Source organism: Microbacterium caowuchunii (assembly GCF_008727755.1).
GTDB lineage: Bacteria > Actinomycetota > Actinomycetes > Actinomycetales > Microbacteriaceae > Microbacterium > Microbacterium caowuchunii.
Genome location: NZ_CP044231.1, coordinates 1862101 through 1887297, shown reverse-complemented (window position 1 = coordinate 1887297; position 25197 = coordinate 1862101). Strand labels below are relative to the sequence as shown.

The 25197-nt window shown below is 68.8% G+C and carries 27 protein-coding genes; 15 read left to right on the top strand and 12 right to left on the bottom strand.

Features of this window, described 5'->3' with window-relative positions; genetic code table 11:
• The first annotated feature begins 1 nt into the window (after position 1).
• From F6J84_RS09030 to F6J84_RS09015, 4 genes are all read left to right on the top strand, one after another.
• The gene (locus F6J84_RS09030; RefSeq protein WP_150973143.1) at positions 2–1267 is read left to right on the top strand and encodes a cytochrome P450; all 1266 of its coding nucleotides are present in this window, start codon (positions 2–4) and stop codon (positions 1265–1267) included.
• 38 nt (positions 1268–1305) lie between these two features.
• Positions 1306–2271, top strand: coding sequence for a PaaX family transcriptional regulator (locus F6J84_RS09025; RefSeq protein WP_150973142.1), 966 nt, complete (start codon positions 1306–1308; stop codon positions 2269–2271).
• 61 nt (positions 2272–2332) lie between these two features.
• Positions 2333–3742: a prolyl oligopeptidase family serine peptidase gene (locus F6J84_RS09020; RefSeq protein WP_150973140.1), complete on the top strand. Its 1410-nt coding sequence runs from the start codon at positions 2333–2335 to the stop codon at positions 3740–3742.
• Positions 3743–3841: 99 nt separating this feature from the next.
• Positions 3842–4486, top strand: a complete 645-nt coding sequence (locus F6J84_RS09015) for a YoaK family protein (RefSeq protein ID WP_150973138.1) — start codon at positions 3842–3844, stop codon at positions 4484–4486.
• 57 nt (positions 4487–4543) lie between these two features.
• On the opposite strand, the gene F6J84_RS09010 is transcribed toward F6J84_RS09015, so the two are convergent.
• From F6J84_RS09010 to F6J84_RS08990, 6 genes are all read right to left on the bottom strand, one after another.
• On the bottom strand, positions 4544–5353 hold the full coding sequence (locus F6J84_RS09010) for an alpha/beta fold hydrolase (RefSeq protein ID WP_150973136.1): 810 nt from the start codon (positions 5351–5353) through the stop codon (positions 4544–4546).
• A gap of 48 nt (positions 5354–5401) precedes the next feature.
• Positions 5402–5560, bottom strand: a complete 159-nt coding sequence (locus F6J84_RS15490; protein WP_191905824.1) for a hypothetical protein — start codon at positions 5558–5560, stop codon at positions 5402–5404.
• 11 nt (positions 5561–5571) lie between these two features.
• Complete coding sequence (locus tag F6J84_RS09005; protein WP_150973134.1) at positions 5572–5868, bottom strand: hypothetical protein; 297 nt, start codon at positions 5866–5868, stop codon at positions 5572–5574.
• Positions 5869–6038: 170 nt separating this feature from the next.
• Positions 6039–6698 (bottom strand): MAE_28990/MAE_18760 family HEPN-like nuclease, encoded by a 660-nt coding sequence (locus F6J84_RS09000; RefSeq protein ID WP_150973132.1) that lies wholly within the window; start codon positions 6696–6698, stop codon positions 6039–6041.
• Positions 6698–7732, bottom strand: coding sequence for a GmrSD restriction endonuclease domain-containing protein (locus tag F6J84_RS08995; RefSeq protein ID WP_150973130.1), 1035 nt, complete (start codon positions 7730–7732; stop codon positions 6698–6700). Before F6J84_RS08995 ends, F6J84_RS09000 begins: the two co-directional genes overlap by 1 nt.
• 178 nt (positions 7733–7910) lie before the next feature.
• Positions 7911–8951: an LLM class flavin-dependent oxidoreductase gene (locus F6J84_RS08990; protein ID WP_150973128.1), complete on the bottom strand. Its 1041-nt coding sequence runs from the start codon at positions 8949–8951 to the stop codon at positions 7911–7913.
• A 187-nt stretch (positions 8952–9138) separates the two neighbouring features.
• Between F6J84_RS08990 and F6J84_RS08985 the strand changes: the two genes are divergently transcribed.
• Positions 9139–9636 carry a bifunctional nuclease family protein gene (locus F6J84_RS08985; RefSeq protein WP_150973126.1) on the top strand — a complete coding sequence of 166 codons (498 nt, stop codon included), beginning with the start codon at positions 9139–9141 and terminating at the stop codon, positions 9634–9636.
• Between the two features lie 27 nt (positions 9637–9663).
• On the opposite strand, the gene F6J84_RS08980 is transcribed toward F6J84_RS08985, so the two are convergent.
• The 4 genes from F6J84_RS08980 to F6J84_RS08965 are packed head-to-tail and all read right to left on the bottom strand — an operon-like array spanning position 9664 to position 12168.
• On the bottom strand, positions 9664–9873 hold the full coding sequence (locus F6J84_RS08980; protein ID WP_150973124.1) for a helix-turn-helix domain-containing protein: 210 nt from the start codon (positions 9871–9873) through the stop codon (positions 9664–9666).
• Positions 9873–10355 carry a DUF2975 domain-containing protein gene (locus F6J84_RS08975; RefSeq protein WP_150973122.1) on the bottom strand — a complete coding sequence of 161 codons (483 nt, stop codon included), beginning with the start codon at positions 10353–10355 and terminating at the stop codon, positions 9873–9875. The genes F6J84_RS08980 and F6J84_RS08975 overlap by 1 nt, the downstream gene beginning before the upstream one ends.
• A gap of 21 nt (positions 10356–10376) precedes the next feature.
• Positions 10377–11495, bottom strand: coding sequence for a sensor histidine kinase (locus tag F6J84_RS08970; protein ID WP_150973120.1), 1119 nt, complete (start codon positions 11493–11495; stop codon positions 10377–10379).
• A complete protein-coding gene (locus tag F6J84_RS08965) occupies positions 11485–12168 on the bottom strand; it encodes a response regulator transcription factor (protein WP_150973118.1) in 684 nt (227 codons plus the stop codon). The genes F6J84_RS08970 and F6J84_RS08965 overlap by 11 nt, the downstream gene beginning before the upstream one ends.
• A gap of 87 nt (positions 12169–12255) precedes the next feature.
• On the opposite strand from F6J84_RS08965, the gene F6J84_RS08960 reads away from it, so the two are divergent.
• Both F6J84_RS08960 and rpsA read left to right on the top strand, forming a co-directional pair.
• The gene (locus F6J84_RS08960; RefSeq protein ID WP_150973116.1) at positions 12256–12885 is read left to right on the top strand and encodes a M15 family metallopeptidase; all 630 of its coding nucleotides are present in this window, start codon (positions 12256–12258) and stop codon (positions 12883–12885) included.
• Between the two features lie 213 nt (positions 12886–13098).
• Complete coding sequence (gene rpsA / locus F6J84_RS08955; protein WP_150973114.1) at positions 13099–14559, top strand: 30S ribosomal protein S1; 1461 nt, start codon at positions 13099–13101, stop codon at positions 14557–14559.
• A gap of 78 nt (positions 14560–14637) precedes the next feature.
• On the opposite strand, the gene F6J84_RS08950 is transcribed toward rpsA, so the two are convergent.
• Positions 14638–15072 (bottom strand): hypothetical protein, encoded by a 435-nt coding sequence (locus F6J84_RS08950; protein WP_150973112.1) that lies wholly within the window; start codon positions 15070–15072, stop codon positions 14638–14640.
• Between the two features lie 115 nt (positions 15073–15187).
• Between F6J84_RS08950 and F6J84_RS08945 the strand changes: the two genes are divergently transcribed.
• The 7 genes from F6J84_RS08945 to F6J84_RS08915 all read left to right on the top strand — a co-directional run bounded on the left by F6J84_RS08945 (position 15188) and on the right by F6J84_RS08915 (position 24340).
• Positions 15188–16963 carry a sensor histidine kinase gene (locus F6J84_RS08945; protein WP_238702429.1) on the top strand — a complete coding sequence of 592 codons (1776 nt, stop codon included), beginning with the start codon at positions 15188–15190 and terminating at the stop codon, positions 16961–16963.
• Positions 16960–18177, top strand: a complete 1218-nt coding sequence (locus F6J84_RS08940; RefSeq protein ID WP_150973110.1) for a hypothetical protein — start codon at positions 16960–16962, stop codon at positions 18175–18177. Before F6J84_RS08945 ends, F6J84_RS08940 begins: the two co-directional genes overlap by 4 nt.
• A gap of 45 nt (positions 18178–18222) precedes the next feature.
• Positions 18223–19947, top strand: a complete 1725-nt coding sequence (locus F6J84_RS08935; protein ID WP_150973108.1) for a sensor histidine kinase — start codon at positions 18223–18225, stop codon at positions 19945–19947.
• Positions 19947–21134: a diguanylate cyclase gene (locus F6J84_RS08930; RefSeq protein WP_150973106.1), complete on the top strand. Its 1188-nt coding sequence runs from the start codon at positions 19947–19949 to the stop codon at positions 21132–21134. The genes F6J84_RS08935 and F6J84_RS08930 overlap by 1 nt, the downstream gene beginning before the upstream one ends.
• Positions 21135–21159: 25 nt before the next feature.
• On the top strand, positions 21160–21756 hold the full coding sequence (gene coaE / locus F6J84_RS08925; protein ID WP_150973104.1) for a dephospho-CoA kinase: 597 nt from the start codon (positions 21160–21162) through the stop codon (positions 21754–21756).
• A gap of 72 nt (positions 21757–21828) precedes the next feature.
• Complete coding sequence (gene uvrB / locus F6J84_RS08920; protein WP_150973102.1) at positions 21829–23904, top strand: excinuclease ABC subunit UvrB; 2076 nt, start codon at positions 21829–21831, stop codon at positions 23902–23904.
• 13 nt (positions 23905–23917) lie between these two features.
• Positions 23918–24340, top strand: coding sequence for a VOC family protein (locus F6J84_RS08915; protein WP_150973100.1), 423 nt, complete (start codon positions 23918–23920; stop codon positions 24338–24340).
• A 28-nt stretch (positions 24341–24368) separates the two neighbouring features.
• Here F6J84_RS08915 and F6J84_RS08910 read toward each other — a convergent pair whose 3' ends face one another.
• Positions 24369–24611 carry a hypothetical protein gene (locus F6J84_RS08910; protein ID WP_150973098.1) on the bottom strand — a complete coding sequence of 81 codons (243 nt, stop codon included), beginning with the start codon at positions 24609–24611 and terminating at the stop codon, positions 24369–24371.
• Positions 24612–24650: 39 nt separating this feature from the next.
• On the opposite strand from F6J84_RS08910, the gene F6J84_RS08905 reads away from it, so the two are divergent.
• Complete coding sequence (locus F6J84_RS08905) at positions 24651–25082, top strand: MarR family winged helix-turn-helix transcriptional regulator (protein WP_150973095.1); 432 nt, start codon at positions 24651–24653, stop codon at positions 25080–25082.
• Positions 25083–25197 lie beyond the last annotated feature (115 nt).

Genomic DNA, 25197 nt, shown 5'->3' with positions numbered 1-25197 from the left:
CATGACCGGATGTCCCTTCCCGCACGGGGTCGGTGCCGGTGCTGGTGCTGCCGGTGCTGCCGGAGTCGACAGCCGCACGCGGGCGGAGCGCGGTTCGGAATGGGCCCCCGCACGGGAGGAGGACTTCGGCAGCGCGCACGCCGACTACGCCGGCCTCCGGGCGGAGAATCCGTTCCCCTGGAGCGAGGAGTTCGGGGGATTCTGGGCCGCCACCACCTACGACGACGTCGTCCGCATCACGCAGGACCACGACACCTTCATCACGTCGGTCCAGAACGTCGTGCCGCACGTGCCGCGCAGCGCACGCCGCCCGCCCCTGCACTTCGACCCGCCCGAGCACACCGCCTATCGGGACGCGATCGATCCGGTACTCCGTCGCAGCGTCGTGCGTGAGCACGAGAGCGCCTTCCGTGCCAGCGCGGAGGAGCTCGTCGACGGGATGCTACGACACGGTGCGCCCGACGCGGTGCGCGATTTCGCGGCGCCGTACGTCATGGACTGCTTCGCCGCGTTCCTCAGCGTGCCCTCCAGCCTGACCCGCCGTATCCGCGAGGTCGGCGTGCGGTATGCGTTCGCGATCCAGGACATGGACGACGAGGTGATCGGGGAGTGCAGCGCCGAGCTGTACGAGATCGCCGAGGGCGTCTACGTCGATCGGATGGCACAGCATCCCGATCCCCGCCGCGATCTGGTGGCGAGCCTGGATGCGGCCGCGCAGGACCCCGCGAACCACATCACGCGCAAGACCGCCGTCGCCACGGTGCGGCAGATGATCGTCGCGGGTATGGGGGCACCGCAGGCGGCGCTCGGCAGCTGCCTCGTGCACCTCGCGCAGGATCTCGACCTGCAGGAGCAGATGCGCCGCCGTCCCGAGGACCTTCCCGCCGCGATCGAGGAGCTCCTGCGCCTGCACGCGCCGTACCGCGTGTTCGCCCGCACCGCCGCGCACGACGTTGCCGTGCACGGACGCGTGGTGCGCGAGGGCGAGCCGATCGCCCTGGTGTACCCCTCCGCCAACCGCGACGAGGCGGTGTTCGAGGACCCCGACGCGTTCATCCTGCGCCGCGCCGGCAACTCCCACCTCGCCTTCGGGCGCGGCGCACACAAATGCCCCGCCGCCACGATGGGGCGCCTCGAACTGCTCGTCGCCCTCCAGACGATCCTTCAGCGCACCGCGTCGTTCGCTCTCGCGGGCGACGTGACGATGATGAACTGGCTCGAGTACGGGCCGCGCTCCGCACCCCTCGTCCTCCACCCCGCGCGGTGAGCCCGAGGCGGGTGAGGACGCGGTGAAAGAATCTGCTCATGTCCGCACCCGAGACGCTGCTGCCGCGCTTCCAGCAGGGCGCCCGTTCGCAGCAGTTGCTCTCGGTGCTGCTCGGCGACTACTGGTTCGCCCGGACCGAGCCGATCCCCTCGGCGGCGCTCGTGGACCTGCTGGGGCTCTTCGATGTCAGCAACGACGGGGCGCGCGGGGCGATCCAGCGGCTCGCCCAGCGCGGCTTCCTGGTCGGGACGAAGGAGGGCCGTCACACCGCGTATGCCGTGACGCCGATGACGCACGAGATCATCGACTGGCATGTGCGGGTGCTCTTCCTCAACCACCGGGCCCCGACGTGGGACGGCACCTGGACGCTCGTGGCCTACTCCGTCCCCGAGGACGCCGCGGGAACGCGACGGATGCTGCGCGATCAGCTCCGGCACCTGCGATTCGGTGCGCTCTACGATGCGCTCTGGCTGCGTCCGGGAGACGCGGCCGATTCCGTCAGGGCGACCCTGACCGGACTGCCGGAGCCCCTGCATCCGGCTCAACTGACGGTCTTCACCGGCGCACGGCTTCCCGCGGGGACCGGTCGGGACGCCGTGGCCATCGCGTTCGGACTGCGCACGCACGCGGCGCGATATCGCCAGTTCCTCCAGCGGTGGGAGCCGGTGGTCCGCCGCCTCGAGGGCGAGCGGCCCGAGACGGTGCTCGCGGCGATGCCGGATTACGGAGGCGACCCCGGGATCGCGGCCCTCCGCGTACGCACGTCGATCATGACGGAATGGCGGATGCTCCGCCGACGCGATCCGCAGCTCCCGGACGAGCTGCTGGGCGCGGATTACCCGTTGCGCCGCGCTGTCGCGGCGTGCGCGACCGTCTACGACGCTCTCGGCCCTCCGGCCGAATCGGCCGTCCGACGCATCCTCCGCCATTACCGGGCGGAGCTCGCCGGACTGGTCACACACCACACCTTCGCAGCAGCGACGTCGCTGCTGACCGAGTCGTGACTGCGTCTTCCTCCCCGGAACTACGGGCGCTCGCCGCCCGGCAGCAGTAAAGGACACCTCGATGACTTCCTCGACCTTCCGCCGCTCCGCCCTGTGCCTCCTCGTGGCCGCGGGCCTTACCCTCAGCCCTCTGGCCGCGCACGCCGCTCCGTCCGCCGCGGCCTTTTCGGCAGCCCCCCTCGCGGCGGCGCCGGGTGAGGGGCGCGGCACGCTCCCCAGCGGGAGCCGTTACGTCCTCCTCACCCCGACCGAGTGGAACGGCACGCTCCTCGTCTGGAGTCCCGGATACTCGGGCAGTGCCGGCGGCGAAGCCTCCGCCGGACCGGATCCCGATGTCGTCGCCTGGGCCCTCGACGAGGGGTACGCCCTCGCCGGATCCAAGCCGGCCACCGCCGGGTGGAGTGTGCGGGACCTGCTCGACGACCAGCCGCAACTCGCGGCGGTGGCCGCGGCATCCCTCGGCACGCCCGAGCATGTCGTCGCGTGGGGATCGTCGATGGGTGGACTGACTTCGGTCGCGTTGCTGGAGAACAACCCCGACGTCTTCGACGGGGCGCTGCCGCTGTGCGGCTCGATCGCCGGCGCCATCCCGATGCTGAACCAGGCGCTGGACGGCGCGTTCGCGCTCCGGATGCTGCTGGCGCCGGGCGACGACCGGCTCGAACTCGTCGACGTACAGAACGAACCGGCGCGGCAGGCGGCGTTCCGTGAGGTGCTCGAAGCCGCCCAGGCGACCCCGGAGGGCCGCGCGCGGATCGCGCTGGCCGCGAGTCTCGCGCAGATCCCGACGTGGACGCAGGTGGGGACACCGGAGCCGAACCCGCGCGACTTCGCAGCGCAGCAGGACCAGCTGTACCGCGCGTTCCTTTTCGGTGTCATCTCTCCGCGCGAGCCGCTGGAGTCGCGCGCCGGCGGGAACTTCTCCTGGAACACCGGCGTCGACTACGCGAGGTCGCTGAACGGCTCCGGCAACGCGCTGCTCGTGCGGGCTCTGTACGCCGAGGCGGGTCTCTCTCTCCGCGACGACCTGGGCGTGCTCGCGGACGCCGATCGAATCGCCGCGGATCCCGCCGCCGTCGAGTACATGCAGGCCAATGCCACTCCGACCGGTCGCATCGCGGGGCCCGTCCTGTCGCTGCACGAAACCGGCGACACCGCGCCGACCGTGGCGCAGGCGGAGACGTACGCCGACCGGGTGCGCCGCGGCGGGGGCAATGCGATCCTGCGGCAGGCGTTCGTCGATCGCCCCGGGCATTGCGCGTTCGCGGACGCGGAGGTCGCCGCGGTCGTCGAGACCCTGCAGGAGCGCCTCGACACCGGACGTTGGGCGAACCTCGCGACACCCCGTGTCCTCGATCAGCGCGCCGACCGCATCGCGGACGAGAGCGGTCTCGACCGGGGCACGGGGACGTTCGCGCAGTACCGTCCGGATGCCATGCTGCGCCCCGAGCGTGCTCCCGCTGACCGGTGAGAGGCGCGTGAGCACTGGCGTGATCGCAGGTATCATCGTCGCGCTTCCGGGGGTTCCGGCGCCGCGGGCCCCTCAGGTGCGCTCGGTACGCTCGAATGCATGGTGCAGTCACTGAGCCGACGCGGCCTCGCCGCGGCGTCTTTACTGGCCGCGTTCGCGGGCTACGTCGACGGCTTCGGATTCGTCTACCTGGGCGGTTACTTCGTCTCGTTCATGAGCGGCAACACCACGCGCGGGAGCGTGGACCTGTCGACCTTCTCGTGGACCGGGGCCGCGATCGCCCTCTCGTTCATCGTGTCGTTCGTGGCGGGGGCGATGGCGGGGACCGCGATCCCCGGCGGCCGTGTCCGCGGGGAGACGCGAGTGCTCGTCATGATCCTCGCGTTCGTGTGCCTGGCGGCCGTCGCCGCGGGTCTCGACTGGCGCTGGGCGACGGGGGCGGTCCTCGCCTTCGCGATGGGTGCCATGAACACGGTCTTCGCGCGCGGCGGCCAGGTGTCCTTCGGCGTCACCTACATGACCGGTGCGCTCGTGAAGCTCGCGCAGGGTCTCGTGCGCTCCGCGCGCGGGGAACGTCATACCGGCTGGGGCCGGCATCTCCTCATGTGGGCGTCGATCGCCGGCGGAGCCGTGCTCGGCGCGGCGATGCTGAACGGTATCGGGAGCGCGGCCCTCTGGGTCGCCGCCGGCGTGCTGGCCGTCCTGCTCGCCGTGCCGGGCCTGCGGAGCTGGCTCCACGTCTGACCGATCGGGCAGGCCGGCTGGCTCGGGATGGTCGTGCCCGACGTCATCGACGCGTGATCACCGTTCTCGACCGTTCACGAGATGGTCTCGAAGGACACCGATCCAGCTGTCGAATCCATCGAGATGTGCGTCGTGGCTTGCGCCCGGTATGTCGGCTCGCAGCGTGCGCGGGCGGCGCCGGATCAACTCCGCCTTCTGTTCCGCACTGAACATGCCGTTCTCTGCGAAGACCGCGAGCGTGGGAACAGTCAGCCCCTCCCACTCGGTCCATCGAGGCTCGTGGACGGCCTCCATGGTCCGCTGCATCACGTCTGCATCGAATCGTCGTCGCAGACCTTCGGATGTCGGCTCGAGGTCGCTGATCCATGCTTCGGCCAAGACGGACTCGCCGAGGAAGGCACGAGCTGCTTCCGGATCCGCGAAGGTGACCGGCCACGAGTCGAAGAATGCTCCGAGTCGGGCCGCCTCGTCAGGCTGATCGCTGCCGGAGACATGCCCCTCGAGCATCACGAGTCGTTCCACGAGATCCGGCCTCGCCGCGGCAGTGAGGAAGGCGGTGTGCGCTCCCATCGACTGACCGACCAACGTCGCGGGCCGGTCTGGAAACAACTGCGTGATGACCTGCACGATGTCGTTGACGAAGGCCGCCCGCGAAAGCTGGTGCGGCCTTCTCGTGCTCTGTCCGTGCCCTCGTTGATCCACGACGACGACGCGGAAAGCATCTGTCAACGCGTCGGCCGTCGGAATCAGTTCGCGTGCGCTTCCCGCCAATCCATGAAGCAGAACGAGCAGAGGTCCGTCGCCACCCCGATCCACGACGGAGATGTCGACACCGCCGCTTCGAATCACCAACCGGTCGCCGTTCACGCAGCCATCTTGCCTCAGCGCACACCGCGTATCCGTCGTTCAGCGGTGTCAGCGCGCCGTGACTCGAGCAGGCGTGTCGTCGCGTTCCCCGTCCGGTTTCCACCCCAGCGCGGGTGCCACGTACTTCGCGAACGACTCCACGACGCGCAGGTTGAACTCCACGCCCAGTTGGCTGGGGATGGTGATGGCAAGCAAGACCGAGCCCACGGGGCGGTCGCTCAGGGGTACGACAGGTATCCGGTTGCCGGATCGATCCCCGCGAGGAAGTCTCGAATAGTAGCCACGTGCCTCTCCCGCGTTACGGACTTGCCGCCCGAGACGCTGAACCCGTAGCCCTCGTTGGCCCCCGATACCCAGTCGTAGTGAAAGGACCAATCACTATCTCGTCTGCGCACCGAGAACGTCTCGCCGTCCACCGTGAAGTTCCCGACGTCCGAATAGGTGTCGGCGTCGGGCATCGCTGATGTCGGGACGTAGATCCAGTCGTCGCCAGTCGGCCCGTGGTCGCTGTCCATGCACTCGACCATACGAATGCCGCAGCGGCGACTCAACTGTCGAGGCTGTGCCACTCGTCACCGAGCACCCATCTGATCGCTGAGACACGTCCAGACAAGTATCCCCATGCCCGGTCGGACTTCACGTTCTTAGTGACGTGCTTTCATCTTGTAGCCCCGCTCGGCTTCTCCTAAACCTGTGGACTAGGTGTAGCCAGGTGCTTGCCCATCGATGCTGCGTTGCGCACGTCGTCGGTGAAGAGCTCCAAGAGCTCCAAGATGTCTGTGCGCAGCGACCGGAAGTCGTTCAACGTTAGGTCGAGATACTGCCCGTGAGCGATCGTGTTCCGCTTGTGCACGAGATCGGTGTCGATGCGGTTGGCCCTCAAGGAATAAAGGGCTCGCTTCTCAAGTCCAAGCCGTTCGAGGATGTCGAAGAGGACGCTGGATGAGAGGTTGCTTTCAGTTCGAACCAGTCCCTCCGAAAGTGTTGCTCCCTTCGACAGACCCGTCCGCATGAAAGTGGCGAACTCGTTGTGGATGAGGGGCGCGGTCGCTTGCTCGATGGCCGTCATCCTCGTCTTGAGCGCATTACCAAGGAATGCCTCGCTCAGTAGTTCGTAGGAGATGGACCTTGTGTTGACATACCGGATGTAGAGCTGGGCTACTGTCTTTATCCAGCCTTCCCAGTGGGCATAGAGGATTACTACTCCAGACCGCAGGTTTGCTCGTTGGTCGGCCCCAGATGACTGCTGGGCCAACTGCAGCGTTGTCGTCAACTCCTGCTTCCGCCAGGAGATCTCAGCATCGATCTCCTCATCTAGAGCCTCAACGGTGCGGATCTTCACCATCAGGCGCGGATGATCTCGCGTCCGGCAGGAACCATCATGGCCAACCGCGCCTCGGTTGACTTGCCCGTCGCAAAGCGGGCTGTCATCTCAGGGAGGTTCCAGAACTCAATAGCGCAATCGCGCAAATCATCCCGTGTGTCTTCGCCCCTTCTAAGAAGGTAGCCGAGGCTGATCGCGAGCGCCTCGAACGAGGAGTTCAGGAAGCCGCCCTTGAAGTCTTGCTTCGCGCTGTCCCACCGCCCGAGGACCTTCTCGTCAGCGTCGAAGAGCAGGTCAAAAGTCGCTTTGAATATCTGTTCCGCCTGGTGCTTGTAGTCGTCGTCGAAGCTCAGTGCCAAAGAGATGGCGAACTCTTGGAGGCCGTCCTGGAAGTTGCGAAGGCCCCTGATCTCGTCATCAGACAGTGCATGAAGATAAAGGAATCGGAGTACGAGCTCCTCGTCGTACTTCTTCCTCATGCTGCTGTCGGGGAGGCTCAGCAGGGATACGAAAGACTCGTGGGTGGCGAGGCCACTCAGCCACTCAACGAAGTCGGAGTTCACGCCCACGAGTTGAGCGTTGCGGATCTCCTGATTTGAGAGCTTTGACCCGAAGGAGTTAAGGCGCTGAAAGAGGTCAAATTTCGTCTTAGTATCCGACTCTCGTTGCACGATCTTGAGGTCGATCTTCGACCGCTTGATGTCTCTCCGCTGGGCGGCGCTTAGAGCGCGTTCCGGGCGCTCCTCGTCTTCCCATACAAGGCCCTCGAGGGCAGGCAGGTACTTCGTTGCCCGGAGCTCCAACGGTGGGAAGTCGGCGTGGTCGAGAAGCCCTTGAAGTTGCAGCAGTGTGCTGATCCGCTGAAGGCCGTCGACAAGCTCCCAGTTCCCATTCTCGTCCTGGGCCACGAAGACTGAGGGCAGGGGTATTCCGATGAGGATGCTCTCAACAAGGCGGGACTTCTGATCCTCGTCCCAACGGAAAAGCCGCTGGAACGGAGGCCGTATGATCAGCTCCTTGTCGCGAAACATGTTCGTGAGCTCTCCGACGCTCATCGGGTACCCGTCCGTCGAGATCGTTCGACGAGCTTTATCGAGCTGCGTGTCGAGGTTTGTTATGGCGCGTCGCTATCCTGACCGAGTTGTTGTCTGGGTAGTGCCCATGCTATCGGGACGGTGCGCGCTCGACCCGGGAGCGTGGCTGGAGTGCTCGATCCGGTGGGGCTGATACGTGTTACGCGGTCACCTTCGCGTTGTTCGGAACCCAGCCCAAGGAAGGCGCGACGTACTTCGCGAACGACTCCACGACGCGCAGGTTGAACTCCACGCCCAGCTGGCTGGGGATGGTGAGCATCAGCGTGTCGGCCGATCGGATGGCCTCGTCGGCGAGCAACTGCTGCACCAGGGCGTCCGGCTCGGCCGCGTAGGTCTTGCCGAACGTCGAGCGGATCCCATCGATCACACCGATCTGGTCGCCCTCGCCGGTGCGACCGAAGTACATGGCGTCCTCTGCGGTCGTGATGGGGAAGATGCTGCGGCTCACCGACACCCGGGGCGTCCCGCCGTGGCCGCTGTCGCGCCATGCGGCCCGGAACGCCTCGATCTGCTGCGCCTGCAGCACATCGAACGGGGTCCCGTCGGCCTCGGTGAGCAGCGTGGACGACATGAGGTTGACTCCCATCCGACCCGCCCACTCCGCGGAGTCCCGGTTGCCGGCACCCCACCACACGCGCGAGCGCAGTCCGGGGGAGTGCGGCTCGATCCCCTGCATCCCGGTCCCGCCGCCGAAGGGGCTGGACGGGTCCCGTTCGGCGAGCCCCTCGCCCTCGATCGCCTGGAGGAACGTGTCGAAGTGAGCGCGTGCGATGTCGGCACCCCGGGGGTCCTGCGACCCGGTGTACCCGAAGGCCTCGTAGCCGCGGATGACGGACTCGGGTGAACCGCGGCTCACGCCGAGGGCGAGTCGCCCGTCGCTGATCAGGTCCACCGCCGCAGCTTCTTCGGCGAGGTAGAGCGGGTTCTCGTACCGCATGTCGATGACGCCGGTGCCCACCTCGATGCGGGAGGTGCGGGCGGCGATCGCCGCCAGCAGCGGCATGGGGGAGGCCTGCTGCCGGGCGAAGTGGTGGACGCGGAAGTAGATGCCGTCCACTCCCAGTTCGTCCATGCCGACACCGAGGTCGATGGCCTGATGCAGCATGTCGCGTGCGGTGAGCACGCGACCGCCGCCGAGCGGTCCGTAGTGGCCGAACGAGAGCGTTCCGAAGCGTTCCATGTCGGAGTGAACCGTCGGTCTCCCGGCTCTATTCCGGCGCATGGACAATTCCGGACACGGGTGCGCGCAGCGAGCACGGATACGTGTCAACCTCTGTCGACCCCGTCCGCGCGGATGCAGGATGGGACGACTGCCGGGCAGTCCTGGCGAGCGGCGGCTGCGTCGAACGGGCGGATGGAGGAGACGGATGGTGCAGGTCAGAGTGCTCGGCATCGCACTCGATGCGGCGCAGCAACACGTCATCCTGCTGAAGCCCGTGCTCGCCGGCGAGGGTGACGGCCGCATCCTGCCCATCTGGATCGGTGCCCAGGAGGCGACCTCGATCCTCGTCGCCGTGGAGGGGGCGGTGCCGCCGCGACCCCTCGCGCACGATCTCATGATCGCGATGCTGGAGACGCTCGAGGCCTCCGTGACCCGCGTCGACGTCACCCGCATCGACGACGGCACCTACTACGCCGAGATCACCATCGACACGCCGCGCGGCATCCGCGTGATCGACGCCCGCCCTTCCGACGCGATCGCGCTCGCCTCACGGGCCGAGGCCACGATGTGGGTCGCCGACGAGGTGCTCTCCGAAGCCGGGATCCTGGACACCGTCTCCGACCCCGAGGACGGGGCGGAGGAAGAAGTGGAGGAGTTCCGGCGCTTCCTCGACGACGTCGACCCGGAGGACTTCCAGGGATGACGACGCCGGGCTCATCGTCCCGCCCGATCAGGCCTCCGGTTCCCAGCGCAGGATGTCGCCCGGCTGGCACTCCAGGACGCGGCAGATCGCGTCCAGGGTGGAGAACCGGACCGCCCGTGCGCGACCGTTCTTGAGGACGGCCACGTTCGCGGGGGAGATGCCGATCGCTTCGGAGAACTCCGCGACCGACATCTTGCGCCGTGCCAGCATGACGTCGATGTCGACGACGATGGCCATCAGACGACCTCGGCGAGTTCGGCCTGCATCGCGGTCGCCGTGCGCAGCAGCCCCCGCATCACCACCATGAGCAGCACGAAGGTGGCCGAGAGCACCACGAGCCCGCCCGCCATCACGACGAGTCCGGGCGCATCGAGCGGCGGCTCCAGGACGAGCGCGACGAGGGCGGTGACAGCCAGGGTGAGGGCCGTGGCCACCACGCCGGCCGCGATCATCGTGTCCACCCAGCCGAACGCGCGGGGGGTGAAGATGGATCCCCGCCGCACCTGGGACAGCAGGATCCACAGGGCGACCAGTACCGTTTCGCCGCAGGCGATGGCGAGAATCCCCGCGACGGCCAGGGGGACCGCCCACTCGGGGCGGCCGGCGTCGTCGGCCAACCCCGCCGCGATGATCGGGACGAGGCGGACCTGTGCGAAGAGAGCGCCCGCGGCGAGCAGCACCGTCAGGGTGCGCAGGAGGATGATGGTGACCCGGGGCATGGGTCGAGTATCAGTCGAAATCTATCGATAATCAACAGGGAGGGTGATGTCCACCCGCAGCCCTCCCTCGGGCCGGGCGGTCAGGAGGAGCGTGCCGGCGTGGGCGCGCACGATCGAGGCGACGATCGCCAGGCCGAGTCCCGCTCCGTCCCGGTCCGGGAGGCGGCGGGTGCGTCCCGCCCCGCGCACGAACGGCTCGGGGAGCGTTGCGACCAGGGCGGGATCGAGGGGTGCGCCGGTGTTGCTGACCGTGAGCCGGACCGTCCCCTCGGCGCGGCGCACCTGCACGGCGACCGCGCCGTTCCCCGCGAGGTTGTGCACGATCGCGTTGCGGATCAGGTTGGTCGCCAGCTGGGCGAGCAGGGTCGCGTTGCCCGCGAGCGGAGCGGGCGTCAGGTCGGCGTGGATGCGTACGCCGGCCGCGGCCGCGTCGGCGCGGCTGCCGAGCAGGGCGTCCTCGACGATCCCGGCCAGGTCCACGGGGATGCGTTCGAGGGTCCCGTGTTCGGCGCGGGAAAGTGTGAGCAGGGCCTCGGTGAGGGCGATGGATCGCTCGTTCATGGTCGCGAGCCGGTCCAGGAGAAGATCGACGTCGCGCCCGTCCGGGTCCGCCCTGGCCACCTCCAGCATCGTCCGCACGGTCGCGAGGGGGGTCCGCAACTCGTGCGACGCGTTCGCCGCGAACCGGCGTTGCTCGCTGACGGTCCCCTCGACCCGCGCCATCATGTCGTCGAACGCGTCCGCGAGGTCCGTGAGTTCGTCCCGGCGGCCGGGCAGGTGCACGCGATGGCGGAGCGAACCGTCCCGTACCAGCCGTGCCGCATCCGTGATCCGGGAGAGCGGGCGCAGGACGCGACCGGCGAGGAACCAGCCCCCGGCCAGACCGAAGACGAGCAGGAGTCCCAGCGCCCACCAGGCGTACCGCAGGAAGACCGCGAGCAGGTCCCCGCGGTTCGGGGCGCTGCCCCCGTCGAGTTGCAGCAGGTTGCCCTCGGGGACGAACCGGAGGATGAGGAAGCCGACGACGAACAGGGCCACGCCCGCGACCAGGAGGAATCCGGCGTAACTGAGGGTGAGCTTGATCCGGATGGAGAGCCCCGCCGGGCGATGCCCCGCGCCGGTGCCCACGTCAGGAGCCATCGGGGGTATCCGGTCCGACGGCCATCCGGTACCCCGCACCCGGCAGCGTCTGGATCACCCACGGCTCACCCAAGCGCTTGCGCAGTGTGGAGATCGTGATGCGCACGGCGTTCGTGAACGGGTCGGCGTTCTCGTCCCAGGCCCGCGCGAGGAGGTCCTCGGCGCTGACCACACCGCCGCCGGCCGCGAGCAGCACCTCCAGGACGGCGAACTGCTTCCTCGTGAGTGCGACGTAGCGCCCGTCCCGGTACACCTCGCGGCGGAACGGATCCAGGCGGATGCCGGCGAGTTCGACGACCGGAGGGACGCCGCGTGCGGGCCGCCGCCCGAGCGCCCGGATGCGGAGGACCAGTTCCCGCAGGGCGAACGGCTTGGTGAGGTAGTCGTCCGCGCCGTTCTCGAAACCGGTGACCTTGTCGTCGAGACGGTCGGCCGCCGTCAGCATCAGGATCCGCGGACCATCGGACCCGGCGGAGACACGTCGCGCGATCTCGTCGCCGTCGGGACCGGGGATGTCCCGGTCCAGGATGGCGACGTCGTAGGCGTTGAGGCCGAGCAGCTCCAAGGCGGCGTCGCCGTCGAGCGCGATGTCTGCAGCGATCGCCTCGAGGCGCAGTCCGTCGCGGATGGCCTCGGCGAGGAACGGTTCGTCCTCCACGATCAGCACGCGCATCGCCTCATGCTAGGCCGGGGGATGTATCGCGGGCGTATGCGCGGCGCCTTACGTTCCGGCAACGCCACACGGCGTGGAGTGGATCGCATGTCCCACACCGTGCTCCCGCCCTTCCGCGACGAACGTCCCACCCGTGTCCGTCGCCGCATCACCTTCGTCGCGCTGGGGGTGTGTCTGGCTGCGCTGGTCGCGGCCCTCGCCACGGTGCTCGCCGGTCTGGCGGGCGCCGCGCTCGCGTCCTCCGTCGCGGGCGATCCGGACCGTTCCGGCGGGCTCGTGGCCTCCGGCTCTCCGCTGCAGGTGACCGAGGTCGACGAACCCGCCCTCGCCGGGCTCGACGCGCGGCTCCGGGATGCGCTCGCGGAGGCCGCAGCGGATGCCGCCGAGCAGGGCATCGAGATCCGGGTCACCAGCGGGTGGCGCAGCGAGGCGTATCAGCGGAGGCTGATGGAGGACGCCATCCGCACCCACGGCAGTGAAGCGGAGGCGCGCCGGTACGTCGCGCCTCCCGAGCGGTCGCGCCACGTGACGGGGGATGCGGTCGACCTCGCGCCGGTCGATGCGCAGTACTGGCTCATCCAGTACGGCGACGCGTATGGACTCTGCCAGATCTACGCGAACGAGAGCTGGCACTTCGAACTCGCCACCACCCCGGGAGGCGTCTGCCCGGAGCTGCGCGAGGACGCCTCGGACGGCGGTGCGGCGGCGACCGGATGATGCCCGTCCTGCGCATTCCGCAGAGGACCGCATTCTGATAGCCTTGAGTGTCACTCGTCTGAGCTGTACTTCGGCATGCGCGCGTGACATCGCAACATCAATCCGCTTCGCCTCGGCTCCACGCATCCGTTCGCTCCGGCGGACACCACTGCGGCTCGTGCGAAAGCACAGGCCGAGGCCTGAGACCCCAACCCAACAAGGACAACCCACTACATGACTAGCGCAACGACCGCCCCCGCTACCAAGCAGGTCGCGATCAACGACATCGGATCTGCTGAGGACTTCCTCGCAGCGGTCGAGAAGACACTGAAGTTCTTCAACGACGGAGACCTCATCGAAGGCACCGTCGTGAAGATCGACCGCGACGAGGTCCTCCTCGACGTCGGTTACAAGACCGAGGGTGTCATCCCCTCCCGCGAGCTCTCGATCAAGCACGACGTCGACCCCAACGAGGTCGTCAAGGTCGGCGATGCTGTCGAGGCCCTCGTTCTCCAGAAGGAGGACAAGGAAGGTCGCCTCATCCTGTCGAAGAAGCGTGCGCAGTACGAGCGCGCGTGGGGCGACGTGGAGAAGATCAAGGAGAACGACGGTGTCGTCACGGGTACCGTGATCGAGGTCGTCAAGGGTGGTCTCATCGTCGACATCGGCCTGCGTGGCTTCCTGCCCGCATCGCTCATCGAGCTGCGCCGCGTCCGCGACCTGACCCCGTACCTCGGCCAGGAGATCGAGGCGAAGATCCTCGAGCTCGACAAGAACCGCAACAACGTGGTCCTGTCGCGCCGTGCGCTCCTCGAGCAGACCCAGTCGGAGTCGCGCTCCAACTTCCTCAACAACCTGCACAAGGGCCAGGTCCGCAAGGGCACGGTCTCGTCGATCGTCAACTTCGGTGCCTTCGTGGACCTCGGTGGCGTCGACGGCCTCGTGCACGTGTCGGAGCTGTCCTGGAAGCACATCGAGCACGCCTCCGAGGTCGTCGAGGTGGGCCAGGAGGTCACCGTCGAGATCCTCGAGGTCGACCTCGACCGCGAGCGCGTGTCGCTCTCGCTCAAGGCGACGCAGGAGGACCCGTGGCAGGTCTTCGCCCGGACCCACGCCATCGGCCAGGTCACCCCGGGTAAGGTCACCAAGCTCGTTCCGTTCGGTGCGTTCGTCCGCGTCGCCGACGGCATCGAGGGCCTCGTGCACATCTCGGAGCTCTCCGGCAAGCACGTCGAGCTCGCCGAGCAGGTCGTGTCGGTCGGCGAAGAGGTCTTCGTCAAGGTCATCGACATCGACCTGGAGCGTCGCCGCATCTCGCTGTCGCTCAAGCAGGCCAACGAGTCGGTCGACCCGTTCGGTACCGAGTTCGACCCGGCCCTGTACGGCATGGTCACGGAGTACGACGAGAACGGCGAGTACAAGTACCCCGAGGGCTTCGACCCGGAGACCAACGCCTGGAAGGAAGGCTTCGACGCTCAGCGCGAGGCTTGGGAGCAGGAGTACGCCGCTGCTCAGGGTCGTTGGGAAGCTCACAAGGCTGCCGTCATCAAGGCCGCCGAGGCCGAGGCCGCCAACCCGAGCACGGTCGACGCCGGCACCGGTTCCTCGACCTACTCGAGCGACTCGGGTCCTGCGGGCACCCTTGCCGACGACGAGGCTCTCGCGGCGCTTCGCGAGAAGCTCGCCGGCCGCTGATCGCCACGCGATAGCACCCCTTCACGAGAGGGCCGGGACCTACGGGTCCCGGCCCTCTCGCCGTTCCAGGGCAGGGGATCAGGGCAGGGTCAGCTGGGTGAAGCCGTCGAGTCCCTGAACGGCGACGTCCACGAGCACCGGCCGCTCGGTGACCTCCGCCGGCATGACGAACTCGTGCGTGGTCGCCGCCATGTCGGCGGTGCACACGTCCTGGACCGGTTCGCCGAACGACACGGACACCGCATCCGGTCCCACCACGGTGAGTTCGGTCGCCACCGGCGGGCACGATGAGCTACCCCAGGTCACGATGGCGAACCGCTCCCGTCCGTCGGCCAGCCACACCGCGGTCGTCTGCTCCGTGCCCACCGGCCCGGTCGCATCCTCCGGCAGGCCGGGGTACACGTCCGTCGCGATGGAACCGTCCTGCCCGGGGGCCGCGTCCCCGGTGCAGCCGGTCAGGGCCAGCGCGGCGAGCGTGACGAGCGATGCGGCGATCAGTCGGGAGCGGTGCATGCTGCGACCCTAGAGCACCGCCGTCGCCGCGCGGAACGCGCCCGGGCCGCCACGCTTTCGTGCGTGTGCGGGGTGTGGGTCAAAGCTGGGTCGTCAGGGGCGATAGCGTCGAAGTATGAGTCATCCCGAGACCTCGGAGGTCCCCGTCGCGGACCACGTGCTCTCGGCGCGTATGCGCGTGCGGCTCGCCCACCTCAGCTCGCACTTCGCCCTCCCGCCCTTCCTCGACAGCGGACGGGCGCGCACCGCCGCGATCCTCCAGCTCTCGCTCTGCGCCGTCGTGCTGGTGTTCTTCGTCACATCGGCGATCGTGCCGTTCCCGGGGGAGCTCGGTCTCTTCTGGATCGGCTCGATCATCGTGCTCGGCGCAGGCGGGGCCGCCATCCTCGTGCCGTGGTCGATGCTCTCGGCCTGGTGGGTCATCGTGCTGCCCCTGGTCGACATCCTCGGGATCACGCTCCTTCGGCAATCCGCCCCGGCCGCGGGCTTCAGCGCCTTCTTCTTCCTGCCCGTCATCTGGCTCGCGATCTACTACGGGATGGGGGGCTACCTCCTCGGGACCGTGCTGGTGCCGACCATCATGATCGCGACCACTCTCCTCGACCCCCGGCAGACGTTCTCCTACTCCACGATCTCCCTGCCGCTGATGATCGTCGTCGTCGCGACCATCGGCGTGATCCTCGCGCGCCAGATGACGGCTCAGCGCGTGCTCTTCACCCGCCAGACGCGGACGATGGCCCGCACGCTGCGCCGTGCGCAGAAGCAGGAGGAGCTGCTCGCGGAGGTGCTGGACACGATCGACTTCGGCGTCATCCGCATCGCCGCAGACGGTTCCACCACGGTCGCCAACGAGGCGCACGCGCGTCTGCAGCGGGCCGCCCGCACCGCGGATGCCGGCGGAGGCGAACGCGGCTCGTCCTTCGCGTCCGACGGCGTGACCCCGCTGGCGCGTGAGGACATCCCCTTCGCGCGTGCCGCCCGGGGTGAGGTGTTCGACAACCAGATCGTCTGGTTCGGCGGACAGGGGAGCCGCCGGCGGGCGCTCAGCGTGACCGCCCGCCGCACCCGAGCGGTGGACGGTGCCGACAGTGGTGCCGTGATCGTCTCGCGCGACGTCACGAGCGAGCTCACCGCGCTGCGGGCGCGGGACTCGCTCGTCTCATCCGTCTCCCACGAGCTGCGCACGCCGCTGACCTCGATCATCGGCTACCTCGAGCTCGCCGTCGACGACCCGAGCGTGCCGGAGCGGGCGAGGAAGAACCTCCAGGTCGCGGAGCGGAACGCCGCACGGCTGCTCGGTATCGTCTCGGACATCCTCACCGCGTCGAGCCGCTCCGAGATGTCCGCCGACCTCACGATCTCCCAGCAGGACATCGACATCGCCGAGGTCGTCCGCGCCAGTGGCGAGGCGTGGGAGGCGACGGCGGCCGAGCGCGCCATCGAGATCGAGATGACCGGGATCCGGCCGGCCATTGCATACGCCGATCCGCTCAGGATGCGGCAGGTCGTCGACAACCTGGTCAGCAACGCCGTGAAGTACAACCGGGACGGTGGGCAGGTCACCTTGACGACGCACACGGACGGACTGACGACGACCATCACCGTCGGGGACAGTGGCATCGGACTCACCGAGGAGGAGCTGCAGCGCCTCTTCGAACGCTTCTTCCGCGCGGACGACCGGGGCATGGGGACGGGTCTCGGCCTGTCGATCAGCCGTGATCTCGTCCGTGCGCACGGCGGTGAGATCGCGGTGCGGAGCGCCGCGGGCGCGGGCTCCACGTTCACGGTGACGCTGCCGGCGACCGCCGACAGTCTCGACGACCCCGAGGCCGGCGCGCAGCGCACCACCGATGCGCGCCAGCGGGGTCGCGGGCAGGATGCTCCGGTATGACCTTCGATCTCCCGACTGCGGCGGTCATGTCCTCGATCGTCGTTCTCGTCAGCGTGGGGACGTTCATCGCCACCGCTCTGTCGTCCCGCTTCGCCTCCAGTGGGGCGAGGCTGTGGGGACTCGGCTACGTCTTCATGGGCGTGGCCCTGTTCAGCAACCTGGTCGCCGTCTTCGTCGCCGAGGACGGCTGGGGGGAGGCATGGGCCGACGCCCTCGGCAACGGGGCGGGCGTCGCCTTCATGGGCTGCCTCCTTCTCGGGCTCCGTGCCTACAACGGCAATGACGTCCCCGGCCCCGCTCTCATGGTCGCCGCGCTGTCGATACTCACGATCGCCGCGACGCTGTTCGACAGCCCGCAGCCGCACGCGGCGGCAGGCTCGACCGTGACCTACCTCTCGCTCGCGGCGCTGGCCGGCGGCGTGGCCGTCCACGCGCTGTTCGGCAGGACCCGGCGGCACGGTTTCGCCTGGCTGCTGGCCGGATGCTTCCTCATCCAGGCCGTCTTCTATCTGGCCCGTGTCGCGCTCGTGAACGTGCTCGGTTCCCAGGATCCCGTCTACCTCCAGTGGCTGGGTCCGATCCCGTGGTACATGCTCACCCTCAGCGCGGGGCTCGTCGGGACCATCGCGGCGTTCGTCCTGCGGAGCATCCTGGGCACGAGTTCGTCCGCCTCGCCGACGGCCGTCGTCGAGGATGCCGTCCTCGACGCACCGACCTTCGTGGCCTCGCTGCGCGGGGTACTGCGCCGTGCCAGTACGCGCACGGAGCTCGTCGTGGTGATCGCGGTCCTCGTCGACGACGTGGGCACCATCACCGCATCGTTCGGGCAAGAGGTCGCGGACGCCACGACCCGCGTGCTGCGATCCGCCGTCCGCGAGTTCGCCTCCCCTGTCGCCATGGTGGGCAAGAGCGCAGACCGCACGATCGTGCTGGTCACCACCACCGCGTCCAGCCCCGCCGACGCCCGTCGGCAGGCGGGTCTCCTCTACCGCGGCGTGGTCCAGCGCTTCGTCGGGGCGAAGGGCATCGTCGTGCCGGGCGTGGGCGTCGGGGTCGGGCTGAGCTCGACCCTCGGTTACTCGGCGGAGGTCCTCGTCGAGGGGGCGACCATCGCGGCGGTGGAGGCGGCCGAGAGCGACGAGACATCGGTGGTGTTCGCCACGGCACGGACTCTCCCGTCCCTGCGATTCGTGGCGGAGGCCGATCTCGCCTGAGCGCGGCTTCGTCGGTACCGGCCGGGAACCGATAGCGTGCTGATCATGCACATCCGGGGGGACGGGGTGGGGGATCCCCGCGCGCGCGTCCGGGGCGCCCTGCGGAGGACCTTCGCAACGGTCGGCGACGCCCGTACCGGCGCTGCGCGGGCACGGACCGCCGTGCTGAACCAGCTGCTGCTGTGCGTGATCGTGCTCTTCGTCGCGGCCCTGGCGCTGTGGGGAACGGGTGCGATCGAGCGATCCCTGTTCCTCAGCGGGGTCCTCCTCGTCTTCGCCGGCGGAGCCGTTGCGCTCCTCGTCCCTTGGGCGCGCATCGCGCAGGGCTGGGTCCTGCTTCTGCCGCTCCTGGACATCGTCGCGATCGCCCTCATGCGTCGGTCGGAGCCCAACGGCGGGCTCGGGCTGTTGTGGGCGTTCCCGGCGATCTGGCTCGCGCTGCTCGGCGTCTTCGGCTATGTGCTGCAACTCGTGGTCATCACAGGCATCTACTGGACCCTCGTGGCGCTCGAACCGGTGCAGGGCTGGGAGTACACGACTTTCCTGCTGCCCATCGTCACCGTCGCGATCGCCACGGCCACGTTCGTCGGCAGCCGCCGGCACGCTGCCCAGCAGGAACTGCTCGACCGGCAGGCGGGCATGCTCTCCGACGCGCTCCAGCGGGCGCAACGCCAGGAGGAGCTGATCATCGAGGTGCTGGACGCCGTCGACTTCGGCGTGCTGCGCGTCGCCCCGGACGGTTCCGTCACGATGGTCAACGAGGCGATCGGACGCTTCCAGCAGTCCATCCCCGGCTTCGGGGTGAGGGAACGCGCACTGGCGAACGCCTACCAGGCGGACGGGACGACCCCGCTCCCGGAGCAAGACCGGCCCCTGCTGCGCGCGATCCGAGGAGAGGTGTTCGACAACCAGATCGTCTGGTTCGGCCATCCCGATGAGCGTCGGGCCGCGCTCACCATGACGGTGCGGCGGATGCGGGATGCCTTCGGCGTGGACAACGGCGCCGTCCTCATCGCGAGGGATGTCACGGCGGAGCTCACCGCCCTGCGGGCGCGGGACCGGCTCGTCGCATCGGTCTCCCATGAGCTGCGCACACCGCTCACCTCCGTGCTCGGCTACATCGACCTGGCCATGGACAACCTCGACGACCCCGACGCGGCGCGACGCAATCTCGAGGTCGCCGGGCGCAACAGCGAGCGTCTGCTCGAGATCGTCGCCGACATCCTCGCCGCGTCGAGCTCCTCGCGGCTGTCCGCGGACATGACCATCTCGCCGGAACCGCTGGATGCGGCCGACATCGTCCGGGCGTCGGCGGAGGCATGGCGTCCCCGCGCCGCCGAGCGGGCCGTGTCGATCCTGACCGCCGACGTGACGCCCGCAGCCGTCTTCGCCGACCCGCTGCGACTGCGGCAGGTCGTGGACAACCTCGTCAGCAACGCGGTCAAGTACAACCGTGACGGGGGCGAGATCGCGCTCGCGTGCTCCACGGATGAGCAGACGACGCGGATCTCGGTGCGGGACACCGGCTCCGGTATGGCACTGGAGGATCAGCACCGTCTGTTCGAGAGGTACTACCGCGCCCGGACCGACATCGAGGGGACGGGTCTCGGGCTCTCGATCAGCCGGGACATCGCCCGCGCGCACGGCGGCGACATCACTGTGCACAGCGAGCGCGGGATCGGCTCCACCTTCGTGGTCGTGCTTCCCGCGACCGCCGGAGCCGTCGTGGAACGTCCGCCGGCCGTGCCCGACGCGGTGGGGGGACAGTGATGGATCTCGATCTGCGGACGGCATCCCTGATGACCGCCCTGGTCGCGAACGTGGCCGGCGCGGTGTTCATCATCGACACGTTGCTGCGACGCGAGGACGGACCGAGCCGGTATTGGTCGGTGTCGTTCCTGAGCGGGATGGCGACCACGGTCGCGTACACGATGTGGGCCACGGATGTGGGCGGAGCGTTCTCGATCGCGCTCGCGAACGCCCTCTTCGTCAACACGACCGGTTTCCTGTGGCTGGGTTCGCGCGTCTTCAACCAGCGACCCGTCGGTCTCGCGACCGGAGCTGTGGTCCTGACCGACCTCGTCGTCGCCGGTGCGGTACTCGTGGAGGGACCCGACGGAGGCGACTGGGCGGGATGGCTGGCGATGGGGATCTCCCTCGTCGTGCTCGCGGTGCTCGCCGCAGTCGAGACCGTCCGCCGGCCCATGGGGCGGATGACGACCTCCTGGCTGCTCGCCGGGGTCTTCGCGGTGCAGGCGGTGTTCTACCTGGCGCGCGTGATCGCGTTCCTGCTGTTCGGTCCCGGCTCCGACACGTTCCACACCTACTTCGGCTCGGGCACGGCCAACATCGTCACCGTCGTGCTCGTCATCGTGGGGGTCGTCGTCATCTCCATGCTGCGCGCCTCCCGCACCGATCTGCGCAGGTACACCTGGATGAGCCATGTGGGCGTCACCACGGACGGCATCATGCTGTCCTCCACGTTCGCGAGTGCACTGCAGGACGTGATCGAGCGCGCCAGCTGGCGGGAGGAGCTGGTCGCGGTCATCTCGGTGCGTGTCGAGGACATCGCCCGGATCCGGTCCGCATTCGGTGCCGACATGTCCGGTGACGTGACCCACGCGTGGCGTCAGGGGGTGCGCAGGTTCGCCCCGTCCACCGGCCTGGTCGGCGAGGACGGCGACCACGGGCTGCTGGTGGTGGCGAGGGCGGCCACGGCAGCGGAGGCGCGACGGCAGGCCGGGGTCATCTACCGAGGCCTGTTCGAGTCCTTCGGGGAGGTCACGAGCGCCGTGATCCCCGCGATCGGGGTGGGAGTGGCCCTCACCGAGACCGTCGGGTACGACCTCGACGCACTGCTGCGCGGTGCCCGCGGGGCGTCGCGCCGCGCGGTCGCGAGCGTCGAGGCATCCGTCCTGTTCGGCGGCGCCGACGACGTCCTGCCGGACCTCCGCTGACCGCTTGCCGTGGCATGCTCGGATCATGCCGCTCATCGCCCTCACCGGGGGAATAGCCTCCGGGAAGTCCACGATCGCCCGCCGTCTCGCCGACCACGGCGCGGTGGTGATCGACGCCGATCAGATCGTCCGGGAGGTGCAGGCGCGCGGGTCCGACGTCCTCTCCGCCATCGTCGCCGAATTCGGGGCGGACATGCTCACCGCGGACGGCTCCCTCGACCGGGCCCGGCTCGGCGCCGTGGTGTTCGCCGACGATGCGGCCAGGGCGACGCTCAACGCGATCGTCCACCCCGCCGTCCGGCGCGAGTCGGCGGCGCGCTTCGCGGCCGCCTTCGCCGCGGATCCGGACGCGGTGGTCGTGTACGACGTCCCACTGCTGGTCGAGGCGCGGAGCGAGGACCCCTGGGATCTCATCGTCGTCGCGCACGCCCCCGAGGACGTGCGCATCGAGCGGCTGATCTCGGTGCGGGGGCTCTCCAGGGCTGAGGCGGTCAGCCGGGTGGCCGCCCAGGTGGGCGATGAGGCGCGGCTGGCCGTGGCGGACGTGGTCATCGAGACGGCGGGGACGATGGCGGAGACGCTCGCCCAGACGGACGCGCTGTGGGAGCGATTGACCGCCTGAGCCGGAGGGGCGCCCGCCGGCTGGACGGACCGCGACCGCCCCGATGTCGGGGGAGCGGCTTACGCTGGATGAGTGCAGACCACACGATCCGTCCGACCGTTCGAGGTCATCAGCGAGTACGTCCCGAGCGGTGACCAGCCGCAGGCGATCGCGCAGCTGGCGGCACGCATCAACGCCGGCGAGACCGACGTCGTGCTCCTGGGTGCCACGGGTACCGGTAAATCGGCGACCACGGCGTGGCTCATCGAACAGGTGCAGCGACCCACTCTCGTCATGGCACACAACAAGACGCTCGCGGCACAGCTGGCGAACGAGTTCCGGGATCTTCTGCCCAACAACGCCGTCGAGTACTTCGTGTCGTACTACGACTACTACCAGCCGGAGGCGTACGTCCCGCAGACGGACACCTTCATCGAGAAGGACTCGTCGATCAATGCGGAGGTCGAGCGGCTGCGTCACTCGACCACCAACTCGCTGCTCAGCAGGCGCGACGTCGTCGTGGTGAGCACGGTCTCCTGCATCTACGGTCTCGGTGCCCCGGAGGAGTACCTGCGCGCGATGGTGGCCCTGCAGGTGGGGGAGCGCTACGACCGCGACGCACTGATCCGGCACTTCATCGCCATGCAGTACAACCGCAACGACGTCGACTTCTCGCGCGGCAACTTCCGCGTCCGGGGCGACACGATCGAGATCATCCCCGTCTACGAGGAGTACGCGATCCGCATCGAGCTCTTCGGCGACGAGATCGAGGCGCTCTACATGCTGCATCCGCTCACCGGCGACGTCGTGCAGAAGATGGACTCGGTCCCGATCTTCCCCGCGTCGCACTACGTCGCCGGCACCGATGTCGTGCAGCGGGCGATCGGGACGATCGAGCACGAGCTGGAGGAGCGGCTCAAGGAGTTCGAACGGCAGGGGAAGCTCCTGGAGGCCCAGCGGCTGCGCATGCGCACGACGTTCGACCTCGAGATGCTCCAGCAGCTCGGCTTCTGCTCGGGGATCGAGAACTACTCGCGCCACCTCGACGGCCGCATGCCCGGGGAGCCGCCGCACACGCTGCTCGACTTCTTCCCCGACGACTTCCTGCTGGTCATCGACGAGTCCCACGTGACGGTGCCCCAGATCGGCGCGATGTACGAGGGGGATGCCTCGCGAAAGCGCACGCTCGTGGAGCACGGCTTCCGGCTGCCCTCCGCGATGGACAACCGGCCGCTGCGCTGGGACGAGTTCAAGAACCGGGTCGGGCAGACGGTGTACCTGTCCGCGACGCCCGGTCGGTACGAGATGGGCATCGCCGACGGGGTGGTCGAGCAGATCATCCGCCCGACCGGTCTCGTGGACCCCCAGATCGTCGTCAAACCCTCGAAGGGGCAGATCGACGACCTGCTGGAGGAGATCCGGCTGCGGGTGGAGCGGGACGAGCGCATCCTCGTCACGACCCTCACGAAGAAGATGGCCGAGGAGCTCACCGACTTCCTGAGCGAGCACGGGGTGCGGGTGCGCTATCTGCATTCGGACGTCGACACCCTCCGCCGCGTCGAGCTGCTTTCGGAGCTGCGCGCCGGGGTCTACGACGTGCTGGTGGGCATCAACCTGCTGCGTGAGGGTCTCGACCTCCCCGAGGTGTCTCTCGTGTCGATCCTCGACGCGGACAAGGAGGGGTTCCTCCGCAGCGGCACCTCGCTGATCCAGACGATCGGCCGCGCCGCGCGCAACGTCTCCGGCGAAGTGCACATGTACGCCGACAAGATGACCGACTCCATGCGCACGGCGATCGAGGAGACCGACCGCAGACGTGAGAAGCAGATCGCGTACAACCTCGAGCACGGCATAGATCCGCAGCCGCTGCGCAAGAAGATCGCCGACATCACCGACGCGCTCATCCGCGAAGGCGCCGACACCAAGGCGATGCTGGCGCGCAAGGGGGACAAGGGTAAGGGCAAGGGCAAGGCGCCCACCCCGAGCCTGCGTCGCGAGGGCATCGCGGCGGAGGGGGCGATGCAGCTCGAGTCGACGATCGCGGATCTCTCCGACCAGATGCTGGCTGCCGCGTCCGAGTTGAAGTTCGAGCTGGCGGCGCGTCTGCGCGACGAGGTCCAGGACCTCAAGAAGGAGTTGCGCGCGATGGAGCGCGCAGGTCACGCCTGAACGGAGTCTTCCCATGGAGCAACGTCTGAGTCTCGTGACGCTCGGCACCGGAGACCTCGGGCGCGCCGAGGCGTTCTATCGGGCGCTCGGGTGGCTGCCGCATCCGTCGTCGGTCCCTGGAGAGATCCTCTTCTTCCAGACCGGCGCGATCGTCTTCGCGCTCTGGAGCCGCACGCAGCTCGCCGCGGATTCTGCCGTGACGGACGGCGGGGGATGGGGCGGTGTGACGCTCGCGCACAACGTGCGGACGCCGGACGAGGTCGACGAGGTGCTCGCCCAGGCCGCCCGCGCCGGGGCGAGGATAGGCCGCGCCGGGGCGGCCACCGAGTGGGGCGGGTACTCGGGGGTGTTCATCGATCCGGACGGGCATCCGTGGGAGGTGGCGCACAACCCGGGATGGACGCTCCGCGAGGACGGTTCGGTCAGCCTCGATTGAGGTCGGCCCGCGCCCGGAGCCGAGGGGCTCAGGGGCAGTGCATGAGGGGCTTCGGCCCGGAGCGGTCGAACGTGTGCGCCGACATCGGCTGGCCGCACAGCGGGCAGGGCCGCTCGGTGCGGACCGGCTCCGGGGTCGTCTCGTAGGGCCCGACGGATGCGGGGCCCGCCATCCTGATGAGGCTGGTGTTGATCCAGGCGTACCAGCCGCCGGCCTCGCGTACGCGCTCGCGCAGCGGGATCCGGGGGGCGTCGCCATCCGTTCGTGCCATGATCCTTAGTGTACTAATGAATTGCGGTAGTGTCGTCCCGTGTCCGACGATCTCCTCCGCCTCGAGAACCAGGTGTGCTTCGCCCTGGTGACCGCCGCGCGCAACGTGGTGTCGATCTACCGGCCGATCCTGGAGCCCCTCGGACTCACCCACCCGCAGTACCTCGTCATGCTCGCGCTCTGGGAGCGGGCGCCACGGGCGCTCGGCGAGCTCGCTGCGGAACTGGCCATGGAGCCGGCGACCCTCTCCCCGCTGGTCAAGCGCCTCGAGGCGCAGGGGCGGGTCACCCGGGGGCGCCGCGCGACCGATGAGCGGGTGCTCGAGATCGCGCTGACCGACGAAGGGCGGGCGCTCCGCGACCGTGCGGTCACCGTTCCGGAGCAGGTCATGGCGCGGGTGGGGATGGATGCCGAGGCGCTGCGGCAGCTGCGTGACGATCTCGGCCCCTTCGCCGGTCGCTTCGAGTCCTGAGCCGCCCCCGCACCCCGGGCGCGATCCGGCCCCCGTGATCCCGCGCGGCGCGGTAGGATCATGAGCACCAGCATCGATCCGGACATCACCGGGGAGCTCTCGGAAGAACAGCGTT

What these genes read in the sequence shown, in the direction of transcription:
- F6J84_RS08995 (WP_150973130.1), bottom strand. Translation starts at nt 7,732, where the DNA reads ATGAGCGTCGGAGAGCTCACGAACATGTTTCGCGACAAGGAGCTGATC.
- F6J84_RS08970 (WP_150973120.1), bottom strand. Translation starts at nt 11,495, where the DNA reads ATGGCTCCTGACGTGGGCACCGGCGCGGGGCATCGCCCGGCGGGGCTC.
- F6J84_RS08930 (WP_150973106.1), top strand. Translation starts at nt 19,947, where the DNA reads ATGGATCTCGATCTGCGGACGGCATCCCTGATGACCGCCCTGGTCGCG.
- rpsA (WP_150973114.1), top strand. Translation starts at nt 13,099, where the DNA reads ATGACTAGCGCAACGACCGCCCCCGCTACCAAGCAGGTCGCGATCAAC.
- F6J84_RS09005 (WP_150973134.1), bottom strand. Translation starts at nt 5,868, where the DNA reads ATGGACAGCGACCACGGGCCGACTGGCGACGACTGGATCTACGTCCCG.
- F6J84_RS08915 (WP_150973100.1), top strand. Translation starts at nt 23,918, where the DNA reads ATGGAGCAACGTCTGAGTCTCGTGACGCTCGGCACCGGAGACCTCGGG.
- F6J84_RS09020 (WP_150973140.1), top strand. Translation starts at nt 2,333, where the DNA reads ATGACTTCCTCGACCTTCCGCCGCTCCGCCCTGTGCCTCCTCGTGGCC.
- F6J84_RS09015 (WP_150973138.1), top strand. Translation starts at nt 3,842, where the DNA reads ATGGTGCAGTCACTGAGCCGACGCGGCCTCGCCGCGGCGTCTTTACTG.
- F6J84_RS08975 (WP_150973122.1), bottom strand. Translation starts at nt 10,355, where the DNA reads ATGCCCCGGGTCACCATCATCCTCCTGCGCACCCTGACGGTGCTGCTC.
- F6J84_RS09000 (WP_150973132.1), bottom strand. Translation starts at nt 6,698, where the DNA reads ATGGTGAAGATCCGCACCGTTGAGGCTCTAGATGAGGAGATCGATGCT.
- F6J84_RS08980 (WP_150973124.1), bottom strand. Translation starts at nt 9,873, where the DNA reads ATGGCCATCGTCGTCGACATCGACGTCATGCTGGCACGGCGCAAGATG.
- F6J84_RS08990 (WP_150973128.1), bottom strand. Translation starts at nt 8,951, where the DNA reads ATGGAACGCTTCGGAACGCTCTCGTTCGGCCACTACGGACCGCTCGGC.
- F6J84_RS08950 (WP_150973112.1), bottom strand. Translation starts at nt 15,072, where the DNA reads ATGCACCGCTCCCGACTGATCGCCGCATCGCTCGTCACGCTCGCCGCG.
- F6J84_RS08935 (WP_150973108.1), top strand. Translation starts at nt 18,223, where the DNA reads ATGCACATCCGGGGGGACGGGGTGGGGGATCCCCGCGCGCGCGTCCGG.
- F6J84_RS08965 (WP_150973118.1), bottom strand. Translation starts at nt 12,168, where the DNA reads ATGCGCGTGCTGATCGTGGAGGACGAACCGTTCCTCGCCGAGGCCATC.
- F6J84_RS08985 (WP_150973126.1), top strand. Translation starts at nt 9,139, where the DNA reads ATGGTGCAGGTCAGAGTGCTCGGCATCGCACTCGATGCGGCGCAGCAA.
- F6J84_RS08960 (WP_150973116.1), top strand. Translation starts at nt 12,256, where the DNA reads ATGTCCCACACCGTGCTCCCGCCCTTCCGCGACGAACGTCCCACCCGT.
- coaE (WP_150973104.1), top strand. Translation starts at nt 21,160, where the DNA reads ATGCCGCTCATCGCCCTCACCGGGGGAATAGCCTCCGGGAAGTCCACG.
- F6J84_RS08945 (WP_238702429.1), top strand. Translation starts at nt 15,188, where the DNA reads ATGAGTCATCCCGAGACCTCGGAGGTCCCCGTCGCGGACCACGTGCTC.
- F6J84_RS09030 (WP_150973143.1), top strand. Translation starts at nt 2, where the DNA reads ATGACCGGATGTCCCTTCCCGCACGGGGTCGGTGCCGGTGCTGGTGCT.
- F6J84_RS08910 (WP_150973098.1), bottom strand. Translation starts at nt 24,611, where the DNA reads ATGGCACGAACGGATGGCGACGCCCCCCGGATCCCGCTGCGCGAGCGC.
- F6J84_RS09025 (WP_150973142.1), top strand. Translation starts at nt 1,306, where the DNA reads ATGTCCGCACCCGAGACGCTGCTGCCGCGCTTCCAGCAGGGCGCCCGT.
- F6J84_RS08940 (WP_150973110.1), top strand. Translation starts at nt 16,960, where the DNA reads ATGACCTTCGATCTCCCGACTGCGGCGGTCATGTCCTCGATCGTCGTT.